Annotated in this window: 15 protein-coding genes and 1 tRNA gene; 8 read left to right on the plus strand and 8 right to left on the minus strand. The window is 61.9% G+C overall.

The genetic code is table 11. The features are described from left to right. Positions 1–53: 53 nt before the first annotated feature. The gene (locus JQ609_RS04325) at positions 54–884 is read right to left on the minus strand and encodes a hypothetical protein (protein WP_212272152.1); all 831 of its coding nucleotides are present in this window, start codon (positions 882–884) and stop codon (positions 54–56) included. Next, positions 874–2160: a site-specific integrase gene (locus JQ609_RS04330; RefSeq protein WP_212272153.1), complete on the minus strand. Its 1287-nt coding sequence runs from the start codon at positions 2158–2160 to the stop codon at positions 874–876. Before JQ609_RS04330 ends, JQ609_RS04325 begins: the two co-directional genes overlap by 11 nt. A gap of 322 nt (positions 2161–2482) precedes the next feature. On the opposite strand from JQ609_RS04330, the gene JQ609_RS04335 reads away from it, so the two are divergent. Then, entirely contained in the window at positions 2483–2632 is a 150-nt protein-coding gene (locus tag JQ609_RS04335) for a DUF5989 family protein (protein WP_249119410.1), read from the plus strand. Between the two features lie 1065 nt (positions 2633–3697). After that, on the plus strand, positions 3698–3877 hold the full coding sequence (locus tag JQ609_RS04345; RefSeq protein ID WP_212272155.1) for a hypothetical protein: 180 nt from the start codon (positions 3698–3700) through the stop codon (positions 3875–3877). A gap of 17 nt (positions 3878–3894) precedes the next feature. Here JQ609_RS04345 and JQ609_RS04350 read toward each other — a convergent pair whose 3' ends face one another. Then, a complete protein-coding gene (locus JQ609_RS04350; protein ID WP_212207332.1) occupies positions 3895–4290 on the minus strand; it encodes a YciI family protein in 396 nt (131 codons plus the stop codon). A gap of 225 nt (positions 4291–4515) precedes the next feature. On the opposite strand from JQ609_RS04350, the gene JQ609_RS04355 reads away from it, so the two are divergent. The 5 genes from JQ609_RS04355 (at position 4516) to JQ609_RS04375 (ending at position 7628) form a co-directional block, all read left to right on the plus strand. After that, entirely contained in the window at positions 4516–4716 is a 201-nt protein-coding gene (locus JQ609_RS04355; RefSeq protein WP_249119398.1) for a hypothetical protein, read from the plus strand. Positions 4717–4900: 184 nt separating this feature from the next. Then, positions 4901–5266, plus strand: coding sequence for an SH3 domain-containing protein (locus JQ609_RS04360; RefSeq protein ID WP_212207333.1), 366 nt, complete (start codon positions 4901–4903; stop codon positions 5264–5266). Between the two features lie 398 nt (positions 5267–5664). Then, positions 5665–5738, plus strand: a tRNA-Gly gene (locus JQ609_RS04365). Between the two features lie 197 nt (positions 5739–5935). Continuing rightward, positions 5936–6313 carry a YbaN family protein gene (locus JQ609_RS04370; protein ID WP_212272156.1) on the plus strand — a complete coding sequence of 126 codons (378 nt, stop codon included), beginning with the start codon at positions 5936–5938 and terminating at the stop codon, positions 6311–6313. A gap of 121 nt (positions 6314–6434) precedes the next feature. Further along, positions 6435–7628: a M20/M25/M40 family metallo-hydrolase gene (locus JQ609_RS04375; protein ID WP_212272157.1), complete on the plus strand. Its 1194-nt coding sequence runs from the start codon at positions 6435–6437 to the stop codon at positions 7626–7628. A gap of 12 nt (positions 7629–7640) precedes the next feature. Here JQ609_RS04375 and JQ609_RS04380 read toward each other — a convergent pair whose 3' ends face one another. Continuing rightward, entirely contained in the window at positions 7641–8216 is a 576-nt protein-coding gene (locus JQ609_RS04380; RefSeq protein ID WP_249127639.1) for an alpha-ketoglutarate-dependent dioxygenase AlkB, read from the minus strand. 143 nt (positions 8217–8359) lie between these two features. Here JQ609_RS04380 and JQ609_RS04385 point away from each other — a divergent pair, with 143 nt between their 5' ends. Next, on the plus strand, positions 8360–9217 hold the full coding sequence (locus JQ609_RS04385; RefSeq protein WP_212272158.1) for an SDR family oxidoreductase: 858 nt from the start codon (positions 8360–8362) through the stop codon (positions 9215–9217). A 313-nt stretch (positions 9218–9530) separates the two neighbouring features. Here JQ609_RS04385 and JQ609_RS04390 read toward each other — a convergent pair whose 3' ends face one another. From JQ609_RS04390 to JQ609_RS04405, 4 genes are all read right to left on the minus strand, one after another. Further along, entirely contained in the window at positions 9531–9752 is a 222-nt protein-coding gene (locus tag JQ609_RS04390; RefSeq protein ID WP_212207338.1) for a hypothetical protein, read from the minus strand. A gap of 133 nt (positions 9753–9885) precedes the next feature. Then, positions 9886–10668: a S9 family peptidase gene (locus tag JQ609_RS04395; protein ID WP_212207339.1), complete on the minus strand. Its 783-nt coding sequence runs from the start codon at positions 10666–10668 to the stop codon at positions 9886–9888. Further along, a complete protein-coding gene (locus JQ609_RS04400; RefSeq protein WP_212272159.1) occupies positions 10665–11783 on the minus strand; it encodes a DUF3182 family protein in 1119 nt (372 codons plus the stop codon). Before JQ609_RS04400 ends, JQ609_RS04395 begins: the two co-directional genes overlap by 4 nt. 161 nt (positions 11784–11944) lie before the next feature. Continuing rightward, positions 11945–12919, minus strand: a complete 975-nt coding sequence (locus JQ609_RS04405) for a LysR family transcriptional regulator (protein WP_212272160.1) — start codon at positions 12917–12919, stop codon at positions 11945–11947. Positions 12920–12975: the final 56 nt, after the last annotated feature.

Raw genomic sequence — 12975 nt, forward strand, 5'->3', positions numbered from 1 at the left:
GGATGCCTCTGACACGTCCGCATCTGTCTTGATTTGACAGGAGCCAACATGCGCTATGTGCCAGCGTACCCTTTGGGGCTTTCGTTCGGCCTGTTCGCCGTGGTCGTAACCCCAAAATCTCGTTTGACGTTCTCGACGATGCCGGGACCGATTGGGGGGCCCGGAACGGCGGCGGCTAGAAACCGCTGGAATCCCGTAGCTTGTGGGCCGGATACTGCCACCATGTTTTTGGTAGTGGTGGGCTTCTTGCCGGTCGCCTTAAACCATGCCAGCGCCAATCTCATGGCACATCGGTATTCCGGCGTTTTCATACCCTCAGTGGCCTCCGCGAGGTCGATGACCGGCCCGAGGACAGTTCGTATCCAGAAAAGGTCGCCGATAAGATGGTCGCGAATTCGATCTCTACGATCAACCTGAGCGGAGATGACCGCTGCAAAGTCTGGCGGTGGCTGTGACTGCTGTTGGTGAAGCACGTAGTCGCGAATTGCTTCGGGCAAAAGCTCCAGAACCTTCGGATCGGTCGGTGGCGCCCCATTGGGTATGCGTACAAGCATTGCCGCAAAGGGAGAAGCGAGCGCGCTATCGCCGAGCACGGCGGCAAGTTTTTCCGCTAGTTGCCCGGCCGATTCTGACAAGGCTGCAAGTTTTTCGCGCTGCTGTTTCCGGTCGGTATGGCGATCCCAAATAAGCTGACTAACCGCAACTTCTGCTTCGCTGATAAGGGTCGCAAGACTTTCCTCAGAGATCTTCGGAAAGTCGCTTCGAACAGTCGCCGCCAGCGAATGAAGATGATCCGAAACCAGCGCGCCAGACGTGTGCCCTAGCGTTTGCGAGGATTTGATCTTGTCGGGTGGGGAGGTCCCGCCGGTTTTCTTACGCGGCATTGCGCTCCCCCTCGGCAGTTACTACTCGGACAAAATCGGCCCAAGCAACAAGTGCGGCTCGCTTCTCTTCCGCGTAGCTGTGGCGCTGATAAACACCCACGACCCCGCGGAAACTGCCGCTCGAATGGTTCAGCACTTTCTCGATCACCGGCAACTGAATGCCAATGCGCGCCATGCCGCTCGCCATGGTTCTGCGCAGGTCGTGAAAAGTCCAGTGCTCAGGTGGTTTTGCACCATCCGCCAGAGATGCCACCACAGCGGCGTCCAGGCGGTCCTTGGCGCGGGAGAAGCCGGACACGGCAACGTCACGCGTTGTCGTGAATACGAAGCCCTTGGTCGTCTTAATGCGGGGCAGGGCCTTCAGGATTTCAACGGCGATATCAGAAAGCGGCACCTCATGGCGCTCGCCGTTCTTCACGCGTTCGGCCGGCAACGTCCAAAGTTTGGTTTCGAGGTCGAGTTCATGCCACCGCATCCCGCCGACTTCGGCCAAGCGCTGGCCCGTTAAAATTAGCATCTTGACCAAAGGTCCGAACGGGGACGCGTCGGCGCCGGCCGCATTCCAGACCAGCCGCAATTCATCGTCGTTCAAAATTCGATCGCGGCTTCGTTCCGGGGCAGGGGGTTCGATCAGCGTGCAGGGGGAAACCTGAATGACATCCCGCGCCAAGCACCAGTTAAACAGTTTTCGAACGGCGGCCAGAACACGGTTGGCCATGATTGGGGCTCGATCGTTCACCGCGTCTAGCAGCGCGATTACGTCCCTTTTGGTGATGTCCTGAACCTTCCGGCCCGTCCATGCTGGGATGACGTCGCCGCCGACCTCGACGAGCTTGCCTTCAGCATCGGGGCGCAAACCGAGGATCCGGGCAGTCTCCCGCCATGTCGTCTCGCGGGTGCTTTTCATCGCGTGGCGCTCGATGAACTCCCGGGCCACGTTTTCGAACAGGTCCCGTTTGCCCCGTGCTTCCTCTAGAGCTGCGCGTTTCGATTCACCCTTGCGCTCCTGTTTTTCGGTGGCGGGGTCCCGGCCTTCAGCGGCGGCGCGCAGCGCCTTGCCGCCGATGTCGCGGGCTGCCTCAAGAGTGATCGCCGGGAACGCACCCAAGGTCAGCTTGCGCGGCTGGCCGGCGTACCGGTAGCGAACGGCGAATGACTTCGCGCCCGATGGCTGCACCACAAGGTAGAGCCCAACCAGCAGGCCGTCCGGGATTTCCTGGCGCGCGGCCTTGGCCTCGACGCTCTCAATCCGCTTCACCGTAAGGGCTTTTGTCATAATCAGTCTGCCGCCCGGGTAACATCGGGGTAACAGTTACCCCGTGTCTATGAGTGTTACCCCGTGTCGGCGACAATGCCGGACAAATGACTAATTAGCAATGATTATTGGGTTATGTTCACTGATGGGCGTCCTGATTTGTCCGGTGGTGTCAGGGTGTCCGTCCTGACTGTAAATCAGCCGTCTTATGACTTCGAAGGTTCGAGTCCTTCTTCCCCCACCATCCTTCGCTGGCTCCGCCAGCTACGGCTAGGCAGGCCCTATCGTAGCGAAGGCTGCCGCGCCGAAGCCCGGTGAATCACAAATTCTGGGTTCGGATATGCTGTCGTTTCTGGCCGAATTTTGGATGTTTCTGCGGGTGCGGAAGAAGTTTTGGCTGCTGCCGATCTTCATCATGATGCTGCTATTCGGGTCGCTGCTCGTCTTGTCGAAAGGCTCTGCGGTCGCACCTTTTATTTACGCGATTTTCTAGATGGACGGCATCAGGCCCATGCCGGGCCTTGCTTGAGACGAAAGATTTCGCACTGCGTCCCGATTCCTCATGTCATCATAGCTTCGATCCTGAGCGATGGAGACCACCGAGGAGTTTGCTGATTCGATCAGCAATCGCAGCCTGCCGGACGGGCTCGCCCATGCGACTTTCAGACATTTGCTGAACTCTGGAGCCTTCCCGCGGTTGGAGGCATACTGGTGGAAGGTCGCGACCATCAGCGGTCGGACGAACGCAGAGGGGGCTTTGCATGAGGATTCTTCCGATACTTGCCGTTGGTGTTGCGCTCGCGCTCGCTGGGTGCGGCAGAGATCCTGGTCCAAAGGGCGACCCGGGCCCTCAGGGACCGGCCGGCCCCCAAGGGTCGCAGGGCCCCCAAGGCGTGCCCGGTGCGCAAGGCCAAGCTGGGCCGCAGGGGCTCCAGGGCGTGCCCGGTGCGCAGGGCCAGGCCGGGGCACAGGGGCCGCAAGGTCCACAAGGCGCTCCGGGCGAAAGGGGCCCGAAGGGCGATCCGGCGACGGCGAGCGTTCGCGCCGTTCAAGGCGATGGCGCAGTGAGCTGCGAATCCAACGAAATGTTGGTGTCGGTTTTCTGTCCCAGTGGCGGGGTATCTGAAGGAGCAAAATGTGCGACCGCTCCAACAATTGGGCTTTGTCTGATCAAGCCCTAGCACGCGCGGCACGAGATAAACGCAACGTGGCCTGTCGGTTCATGCCGACGGGCCAAAGCGCTTTTTACTCTGGCCATACCGCGTCGCTATTTCCTGGGTCTACTACTGGCTCAAGTATAAATCCGAGAGTCACAACGTCGCGACGTTGCCGCAGCAGCCGCCGTCCAGCTACGACATCAAGACATCGGTCGATGAAACCGCGGCCGAAATGGACGAGCGGTCCGCCGTCATCGTGGCGCGGGAGATCGACGGGTTTCTCGGCCGCCTGACGGCAAATGCGCCGCAACAGGCCCGTCTGCCGCGCACGCCTCACGCGAATTGCCGCAGCTTGAACCCTGGCGAGCTGGCTCACGACCAAGCAGCCGGGAGAGAACAACATGTTCGAATGTCTGATTCCGATTTTGATCGCGGCGGTGCTGCTGCTCTGGCTCCTTGATTTCCTCGGCGTGCTCGAGTTCGTGAGCGCCGTTCTGGAGCTGATCGGGGCGGTGATTTCAGGCGTTGTAAAGCTTGCCACCTCTGTGATTCGCCGGTTGACCGGACCGGCAAAACTCTAGCCCTGAGCGTCGTAGCCCTAGGTGGTAAGGCCCGGCGTCTCCGTGGTCGGGAACGGCTCTCCGGGAAGATAGAGGGCGATCGGTCGGATCTCGTAGACCGCGGTCGGATTGACCTTGCGCAGGTCGCGGGCCACCGCGATCGCGGCGTCCTCATCGGCGCAGTTCACGACATAGAGTCCCAGCAGCTGCTCCTTGGTTTCGGCAAACGGCCCGTCGATCACGACCCCCGCGCCCGGTCCGCGCAAGGTGCGGGCCTTGCCCGTCGCCCCCAGCCGCGCCGACGGCCCCAACAATTTCTGTTCGTTGAGCCGGTCATGAACTCCAAGCAACTCGGTCATCAGGGCGGCGTCCTCCGCCGGCGTCCAGGACTGCACCTCGGCTTCCACGTGATAGGCCAGAATGGCGTAAAGCATCGATATCTCCTTGGCTTTTGGCGGGATTGGACGCTTGCGAAGATGTTTCGCAAAGGCCTAACCCGACAGCACCGTTTCAACAAAGTGTCAGATGGTCGCCGGGGTGAAGCACATCACGAAACATTCCGGAAACACGATATGGGGGCGCGGTGCTTGAACGCGCGGTGGCAAGTTAACGACTGATGAACAGAACGCAGCAACTGCGCATCATCCACGGAGACGGTCATGCAACGCAAGCCAGCCTCGATCATCAGTGACGCCACCCGGTCCCATTCGGCGTCGCCGGCATCGACGCAGCCCGGCGACTGGCACGATGTCTCCGGCCACCACCGCTATTACGGCAGTTCGGCCACCAATGGCGGCGAGAACATTGTCGAAAGCCGCCGCGGCGCACGCCCGCGATCGGTCAATCTCTGCGGCTTCTGACCGGCCTTCGCGTTAGCTAAGTCCAACCTTATGGCGACCTCACCCTGAACGGGGTGCTCAACCACTTCTGAACCTCGGAATCGAACAGTCTGCCCCTATTGCTCTCGTCCCGGGCTTGCGGAACAATGCCGCCAGCGATGGAGGAAGAGATGGGAGCAGCGTTCACTGTGGCGCAAAACGTGCCGTGCTGAAGATCGCCTTGCTTGGCACGTTCGTGAGCGCCTGCTGTGTTGCGGCGGCCTTTGCACAATCCGGCAATGCCGGCGGCACCATCGGCAATGATGAAAAGGCGCTCTCGGGCACTAGGCAGGAATTGCAGTCGGCCGGACCGGACCAGGACCGCAATTCATGCGTCGTCGCCGATCCGACCGGAACGCCGCTCAACATCCGGACGTCACCGAACGGAAAGATCGTCGGCAAAATCGCCAACGGCGAACGCATTCGGATTTCGGACCAGACCACAGAGAACGGAAAGCAGTGGGCCTATATTTCGAATGTCGCTTCCCGGCCGATGGGGTGGGTGTTTCGAAAATTCCTCGTGTGTAGATGAATTGCTTTGGTCGCGAGTTGCAATTCCACCCCCACAAACAAAAAGCGCGGCGGGATTGCTCCCGCCGCGCCCCAACTTTTGAACTCGCTGGTCCAGGGCTGAGAGCGCCCCGTGCCAAGCCTCTAAGCACGAGAGCCTAGCGGGCGATCCCAGCGAGGTGACAGCGCTTGGTAAGAGACACTGGATCACCTCCTTTCGTTGTTGATGGAAATAAGAGTATAGGCAGCGAATCTGTCGCTGTTAAGGGGGCTGAGCGGCGCGGATTCCGGCCGGAACCGGGCCTGTTTGTCAGGCAACCGGGCCGTGTTTGGCAGTTTCCTGCCGGTTTCCCAGCAGTTTATCGACGGTTCCCTGGGTGGTTGAGGCCGCCCGCATGGCGTGTTAGGTGATCGCCCAATGCGGGTGTAGCTCAATGGTAGAGCAGCAGCCTTCCAAGCTGAATACGAGGGTTCGATTCCCTTCACCCGCTCCAGCCTTCGCTCGCGAAGCGAGAGAAGGCTGCCGCGCCGAAGCCCCGAAAGCGCGGTTACGCGCGTCTTCGACGCTATGGGCCGAAGGCGGGCGCGTGGCCGCGAGCTCCGGCTCGGCAAGCCATGGCGTCAGCCGGGAGCGAGCAATCCTTTTGAAGAGCAATCCCTTATTTGAAGAACTGGGCGGGCGGCAGGTCTGATGCGCATCATCTATTTTTGCCTGGGCTGGGTGATGGTCGCGCTCGGCGTGATCGGCCTTGTGATGCCGCTGATGCCGGGGGCGGTTTTCCTGATCGTGGCGGCGGCGTGTTTCGCGCGCTCCTCGCCCCGTTTCGAGGCCTGGCTGCTCAAGCATCCGACATTGGGAAAACCGCTGCGGGATTGGCGCGCCGCCGGAGCCATCCCGCGCACCGCCAAGATCATGGCTTGCGCGGGGATGGCGTTCGGGTTCGCTGTCTTCTGTTATAGCTTCGCGCCGTCGGTGCCGCTCGCTTTGGCCGTGGCGGCGGGTTTCCTGGCCTGCGCCGCCTACGTCGTCTCGCGTCCGGCGGTGGCCCGGCAGGACACTTCGATCTAGCGATCGCCGCGACGAGCACAGTGGCGTCCGCATGCCAGTCCTGATTCCAAGTCGCCTTGTGCAGCCGGCCATCTCGAACGATGCTCGCGAGAGTCCGCAGCGCCTCATCAGGAAACCCACCATGCAAGTCGACGTCAAAACCGCCACCGACCGTCTCATGCGCTTCCTCGCCGTCGAGGGCGTGACCGGAAAGGAGGCCGCGATCGGACGCGAACTCAGCGCGGCGCTGCAGGAAAGCGGCGTGCCGGCGAGCGCGATCCGCCTCGATGACGCCAACACCCGCATTCCCGTGCCAACGGAAACCGGCAATCTCATTGTCGATCTGCCCGGCCGCGGCGCGATGCACAACCAGCCGCGGATCATGTTCATGACCCACATGGACACCGTGCCGCTGTGCGCCGGAGCCAAACCGAAACTGGCGGGACGCAAGATCGTCAATGATGCAAAGACCGCGCTAGGCGGCGACAACCGCGCCGGCTGCGGTGTCCTCGTCACGCTGGCGGCCGAGCTTGCCAAGCAGAATCTCGATCATCCGCCGATCACGCTGCTGTTCTGCGTGCGCGAGGAGAGCGGGCTCTACGGCGCGCGCCACGTCAAGACCGCCGAGCTCGGCTCGCCGGTGATGGCGTTCAACTACGACGGCGGCTCCGCCTCCAATGTCACGATCGGCGCCGTCGGCGCGGATCGCTGGCAGGTCGAGATTTTCGGCCGCGCCTCGCACGCCGGCGTCGCACCGGAGCGCGGGATCAGTTCGACCATGATCCTGGCGCTGGCGCTCGCCGATGTGAAGGCCGGTGGCTGGTTCGGCAAGGTGGTGAAGCGCAAGCTGCAGGGCACCAGCAATGTCGGCCCCGTCACCGGCGGCGACGGCCGGCCGGCCGGGGATGCCACCAATGTCGTCACCGATTATGTGCATGTGCGCGGCGAAAGCCGCAGTCATGACAGCAAGTTCTTCAAGGAGATCACGAAAGCCTACAAGGCGGCGTTCGAGAAAGCCGCAAAGAGCGTGAAGAACAGCGACGGCAAATCGGGCCGCGTCAAGTTCAAGGCGGAGACCGACTATTATCCGTTCCGCATGAAAGAGAGCCTGCCCGTGGTCAAGCGTGCGATCGAGGCCGTGTCCGGCATCGGCGCAACGCCGAGCATCCGCGCCGCCAATGGCGGGCTGGATGCCAACTGGATGGTCCGCCACGGCGTGCCGACCGTGACTTTCGGCGCGGGTCAGAACGAGCCGCACACGATCGACGAGTGGATCAATCTCGACGAGTACGACAAGGCGTGCGCGCTCGCAGTTCAGCTCGCGACGATGCGGTGAGCGGGGGCATCGTCAGGCTCTCTCAGCCATGCTCCGGAAGGTGATCGAATAGCGAAGCGCCTCCACCGGCGGGATGCTGTGCTCCCACACTGATCTCGCGGCCCCGGTCATCTGATAGATGGACCGCGGCGCCGCCTCGAGCGTGAAGCGGCTCCATTTGGCACCTGCCGGCCGCCGAAATCGAAACTTGCAGGGCGAGCCCAGCGACAATCCAAATATCTGGTCGAAATGCGGTTTGTCGCGGTGCCAGCCGATGCCGACGCCGCTGTCGTATTCGGTGCAGAGAATCTGACCTATTCGAACGCCCGCGCCGCCGAAGGCCGCGACCCGCTCGATCAATGGTGCCAGCCATTCGGGAATCGGATCGGCGTCCTGCAGCCGCCGCAACGTGTAGTCATAGCGGAAGCCGAATGAGGCCACCCGCCGCTTGCCCTCGTACTGGCCGAACTGGAACGGCTGCAACGGAAGCTGCGCGATGCGCGTCATCAAGTTCCGTTCGATCGCCGGCGAAACGAAGTCGGTGGCGTAGCGCAGGCCCTCCGGAGCGGGCGATTGGTCCGCAAAAAGTGAAAGCTGCTGCTCGGCCAATCCGGCGATCCATCCGTTGTGGGGCGGTTCTCATATAGGACGAAGCAACCGCGAAGGAAGGGTGAGCTCCGCACCAAGGGGAGGGAACACTTGCGCAGGCCGGCGATTAGGCGATTGGAGTATCGCATCCTTGGAGAATGCTCATGCCCGACTATCCCAAGCCGCCTTATCCGAAACAGAAACAGCCGATGCCTGGCTCAACAGCGAAGATGGATCCGCGGCCGGACCACGGCGAGAAGAGTTACCGAGGCGCGGACAAGCTGAAAGGCAGAAAGGCTGTCATCACCGGCGGCGACAGCGGCATCGGCCGCGCCGTGGCGATCGCCTTCGCGCGGGAGGGCGCCGATGTACTGATTTCCTACCTCAGCGAAGAAGAAGATGCGCAGGAGGTCAAGGCGCTGATCGAGAAGGAAGGTCGCAAGGCCGTCCTTGTGGCCGGCGACCTGCGCCGTCCCGAGCATTGCCGTTCCGTCATCAAACGTGCCGTCGATGAACTGGGCGGGGTCGACATCCTCGTCAACAACGCGGCCCATCAGGCCGCTTTCAAGGACATCGGCGAGATCAGTGACGAGGAATGGCAACTGACCTTCGAGGTGAATATCCATGCGATGTTCTATCTGACGAAGGCCGCCGTGCCGCACATGAAGCCGGGCAGTGCGGTCATCAACACCGCATCGATCAACGCGGATATGCCCAATCCGATCCTGCTGGCCTACGCCACCACCAAAGGCGCCATCCAGAATTTCACCGGCGGTCTTGCGCAGATGCTGGCGCCGAAGGGCATTCGCGCAAATGCCGTTGCGCCGGGACCGATCTGGACGCCCTTAATTCCCTCGACGTTGCCGGAGGATTCCGTGCAGAATTTCGGCAAGCAGGTCCCCTTGCAACGGGCGGCACAGCCGGCCGAACTGGCCACGGCCTATGTCATGCTGGCGGATCCGCTGTCGAGCTTCACCTCCGGAACCACCGTCGCGGTCACGGGCGGCAAGCCTTTCATCTAGGCCAAGGTCTGTCCGGTCTGATTGCGGGCGCTTCGGCGCCCCGCAGTTTCCGGCAGCGTGGTCTGACGCGTTGGGCTGGTGGACCTCAAGCCGTATGGCCGGGATCGAAATCCGACGGGGTCTTCTTCCTGCGCTGTGGGACCATTATTGCGGGATCCGGCTGTCCGGGTACCCCGCGCGGTCCGAGTTGCTCCCGCTGAATGTCGTCCTCCGATTGCCTCGGCCGGCCGTCATCGACTTGCCGGCGAATTTTTACGCTCTCATCGTAGATCTGCCGACTGGTTTTGGTTTCCGGCATGTGGGCACCCGTTTTTCAGTTGCTGAATTCCTTGCGGTTCGACCGTTCGAGTTCACGTGCTTGTCTGAAATCGTCGATGTGGTGAATGTTGGGTACATAGGCGGCTTCCTTGGCGAGCAAGTGATAGACGCGCGCCACCGTGCGCTGTCTTTTCTTGACGCGCCCGGGCGGCATCCGCCGTGCCTTGCCGATCGCTTCGCGCGCATGCGCCAGGAAGTAGTGATGTGAATCAGACATTCGTGTTGCTCGTAAAGCGCGTCGTCACTAGCCAAATCGATATGGAAATAACGCCCCCGACGGCAGTTCCGTTCCTTGCTATCGGAAAGGCCAGGCGTTGAAGGCGATACGGATGCCATTCGGCTTGCAGGCGCTAGCTGATGACATGGGCCGGAGTATTGGCTGCGCGCGATTGTCCGGCGCCGCGGGATCCGAGCACCATTTCGGTCATCCACTTGATGAGCAGCGACGTATAGGCCTGTTGGTGCTTCGCCTCCGACAGTCCGTGATCGGCCCCGCCTATGGTGCGGTAGGTAAGCGAGTGGGCGTTGCGGAACGACGACCTGTAGCTGATGATCGTTTCATGGGGGATGAGGTCATCGTGCTCGGACTCGACGATCAGGACCTCGCCGCCGAATTGCGCACACGCCCGAAGCGCCCGATTGTCTTTCGCGGAGACGGCGCTCCGCCGGTATGCAGCAAGCACTTCGCGGTCGAGTTGCCGCTTCGCCACGTCCCATTCGTCATCCCTGTAAAGGGCGGGCACCCGAAGCGCCATCCAGCGCACCGCCCTTGCCGTGGTTAGAAGCGCCGCCAGATACGCGCCGTAACTGCTGCCAACGACGGCAACCGAGGACCGGTCGACCGTTGGATGCCGCATCAGCGCGTCATAGGCCGCAATGAGATCGTGGAGGTTTTGCTCGCGCGTGACACTTTCGAATTGGGATTTGGTTCCGGCATGGCCGCGAAGGTCAAAGGTCAGGCAGACGCATCCGAGCGCGGCAATTTCGCGCGCGCGAACCAGGTCCGTTTCCTGGCTGCCGCCCCAGCCGTGGACGAATAACACGCCCGGCAACGAGCTTGTGGGGGTAAGCAACGTGCCGGCCAGACGCTGATCGTCGACGTCGATTGTAACGGCTGTCTGTTCCGGGTTCATGCAGGCGTTACGTGCGCGTATTTGATCATTGGACCCAGCCGTTCATCGACGCCCTCGAAATAGACAATCGCGTTGGCCGGTTTCGCCGGACTGGTTCCGTAAGCTTCCACCGACGAGACCCGCACGGTCTGGAGGCCGGGATCGGCACGCAAGACCTCAAGCGCGGTGATCTCGGCCGGCGTTGCACCGCCGATCCGCCATGACTGTTCAAGAACACCGGAGCAACGTCGTCCCGTGGCCGAGGTTCCCTCAATGACGTCATAGTTTCGTCGTGAGACGATCATGCCTGGAAAACAGCGCATCGCAGCTGCGTCGTACCGCTGGGCCTGGGCAATGGCGAGGCGGGCGCCGTCCGACAGGCCATCGAGCGTCATGAGGCTGTCGAGCTCGCCACGGACGACCGTGAGATCGGAGCCGCCATAGGCGGTTCGCCCCGAATTGTTGCTTACCAGATTCTGTGTGCCGTGGTAGCTGGCGACCAGCTCGTCGAGCCGAACTTGCCCGATGCTGTAGGTTTTGGGATCGCCAAGGTTCTCTTCGAGGACAAGTCCGAACTGTGTGAGTTGCGCTTGATCAACTTGCTCCAGGGCCGAATCGAGTTCGCCAACATTCCCGACGACAAGCTGGCCCCGCCCACCGGTTGCCTTGACTGGTTTGATCCGGATGGGATGGTCAAGAAGCAAGCGGTGCGCCGCGAGATGCGCGTCGTCGCGGCTGAAGGCCGTATATCCCTGGGGGACGATGTCGCGGACGATCTTCGCAAAATCGTGCGACCAGCCGGTTGGCGCCGTGGCATTCTCCTCGATCAGGCCATGGGTAATCGCCTTCGTGCCGACAAAGGCATGAGGCACAACGCCGCCGAACAGGTCATGCTCGGTGAAAACGCCTAACTCGTGCGCCTGATCGATCCCGACGATGGTGTCGGTCGGCACCAGATAAGGCTGGCTCCGGTAGGCGCGAGCGTGATCGAATTCACCGCCAAAACAACCGCCCTTGAGTGCGGCGATCCGTTTGGCAATCTCAAGGTGGACAAGCCTTTCATGGGTTGTGCAAAACCGTGCACCGGCTGGGGCGTGGATGACGACTGTCCTCTCTCCGAGAAATTCGTTCGCCATCGAAAATTCCCGATCAAGGTATACCGATTGAGATACGACTCCCTGAGAAAGTCGCGCAGCTCGCTTGCACATCAGGGAAACGTTGCGGGAGAAGACCTGTTCCGCGACATTTCGATGACAATGCCGCGCTCGCTGCGTGCGAACGGACGCGCCCTTCGATTTCAGCGTGGCTTTGCGGCTTTCAGCCCTTTGGCCGCACGTCGCCGGCCGTACTCCGTTGCCGGCCAGCGTTTGTTGCTGATGGCGGCGCGCACGACCTCGATCACGGTCTTGCGCACCTCCAGGAACGCCTTAGTCTGCGGCCGGTCCGCCAGCGCGATCAGCCCAAGCGAGCGCGTCAGCGGCGGATCGATGATGCGCCGCGCATGATATTTCTCCGCCGCAAGGTCGGAGAGCACGGTGGCGCGGGAAAGAATGGCACATCCGAGGCCGGCCTCAAGCGCCATTCGCAGCGCCGGCAGTGAATCGACTTCGAGCGTTTCGCTTGGGATGACCTGATTGCGGAGAACCTGGGTCTGGATGATGGCGCGCGATGCCGGCATCGGCGACAACCCAAGTACGCTTCGCTGCGGAATCGCGGAGAAGGCGATCGGAGTGGCCGACCGGCCGATCAGGCTCGGATGCCCGACGAGGTAAAGGTCTTCCTCCAGCAGCAGCTCGACATCCAGACGGGCGTCCCGCGGGGGATTGTAGGCGAGCGCGAGATCGACGGTGCCGGACAGGACGCGCTCGGTCAGCGCCGGTGACAGCGCCTCAACGATGCTCAGGTAAACGCCCGGAGCGATGGTTCGAACCGCCTTCATCAGATCGAGCGCGACCAGCGAAATCCCGGTATGGCTGAGGCCGAGGCAGACCGGACCGGTCGCGGCCTCATTATAGGTCCGGACATCCTCTTCGGCCTTGCCGAGTGCCGACAGGACCGCGCTGGCGTGCTCGTAGAGCCGGCGTCCGGCCGCGGTCAGCGCGATGCCGCGCGGCCTTCGTTCGAGCAGTTTGACGCCGAGATCGTTTTCGAGCGCGGCAACGTGATGGCTGAGCGCCGACTGGGCGATGTTGAGCCTCTCCGCCGCCCGCGACAGCACGCCGGCATCGGCGATGGCGATGAAGTATCTGATCTGCCGCAATCCCAACGCCACCGTGATCGCTCCCGTCATCTAATTAATAGAACAGATTGATCGTGATATTATATTTG

The sequence above is a fragment of the Bradyrhizobium sp. AUGA SZCCT0169 genome, from assembly GCF_018130085.1.
In the GTDB taxonomy this organism is placed as follows: Bacteria; Pseudomonadota; Alphaproteobacteria; order Rhizobiales; family Xanthobacteraceae; genus Bradyrhizobium.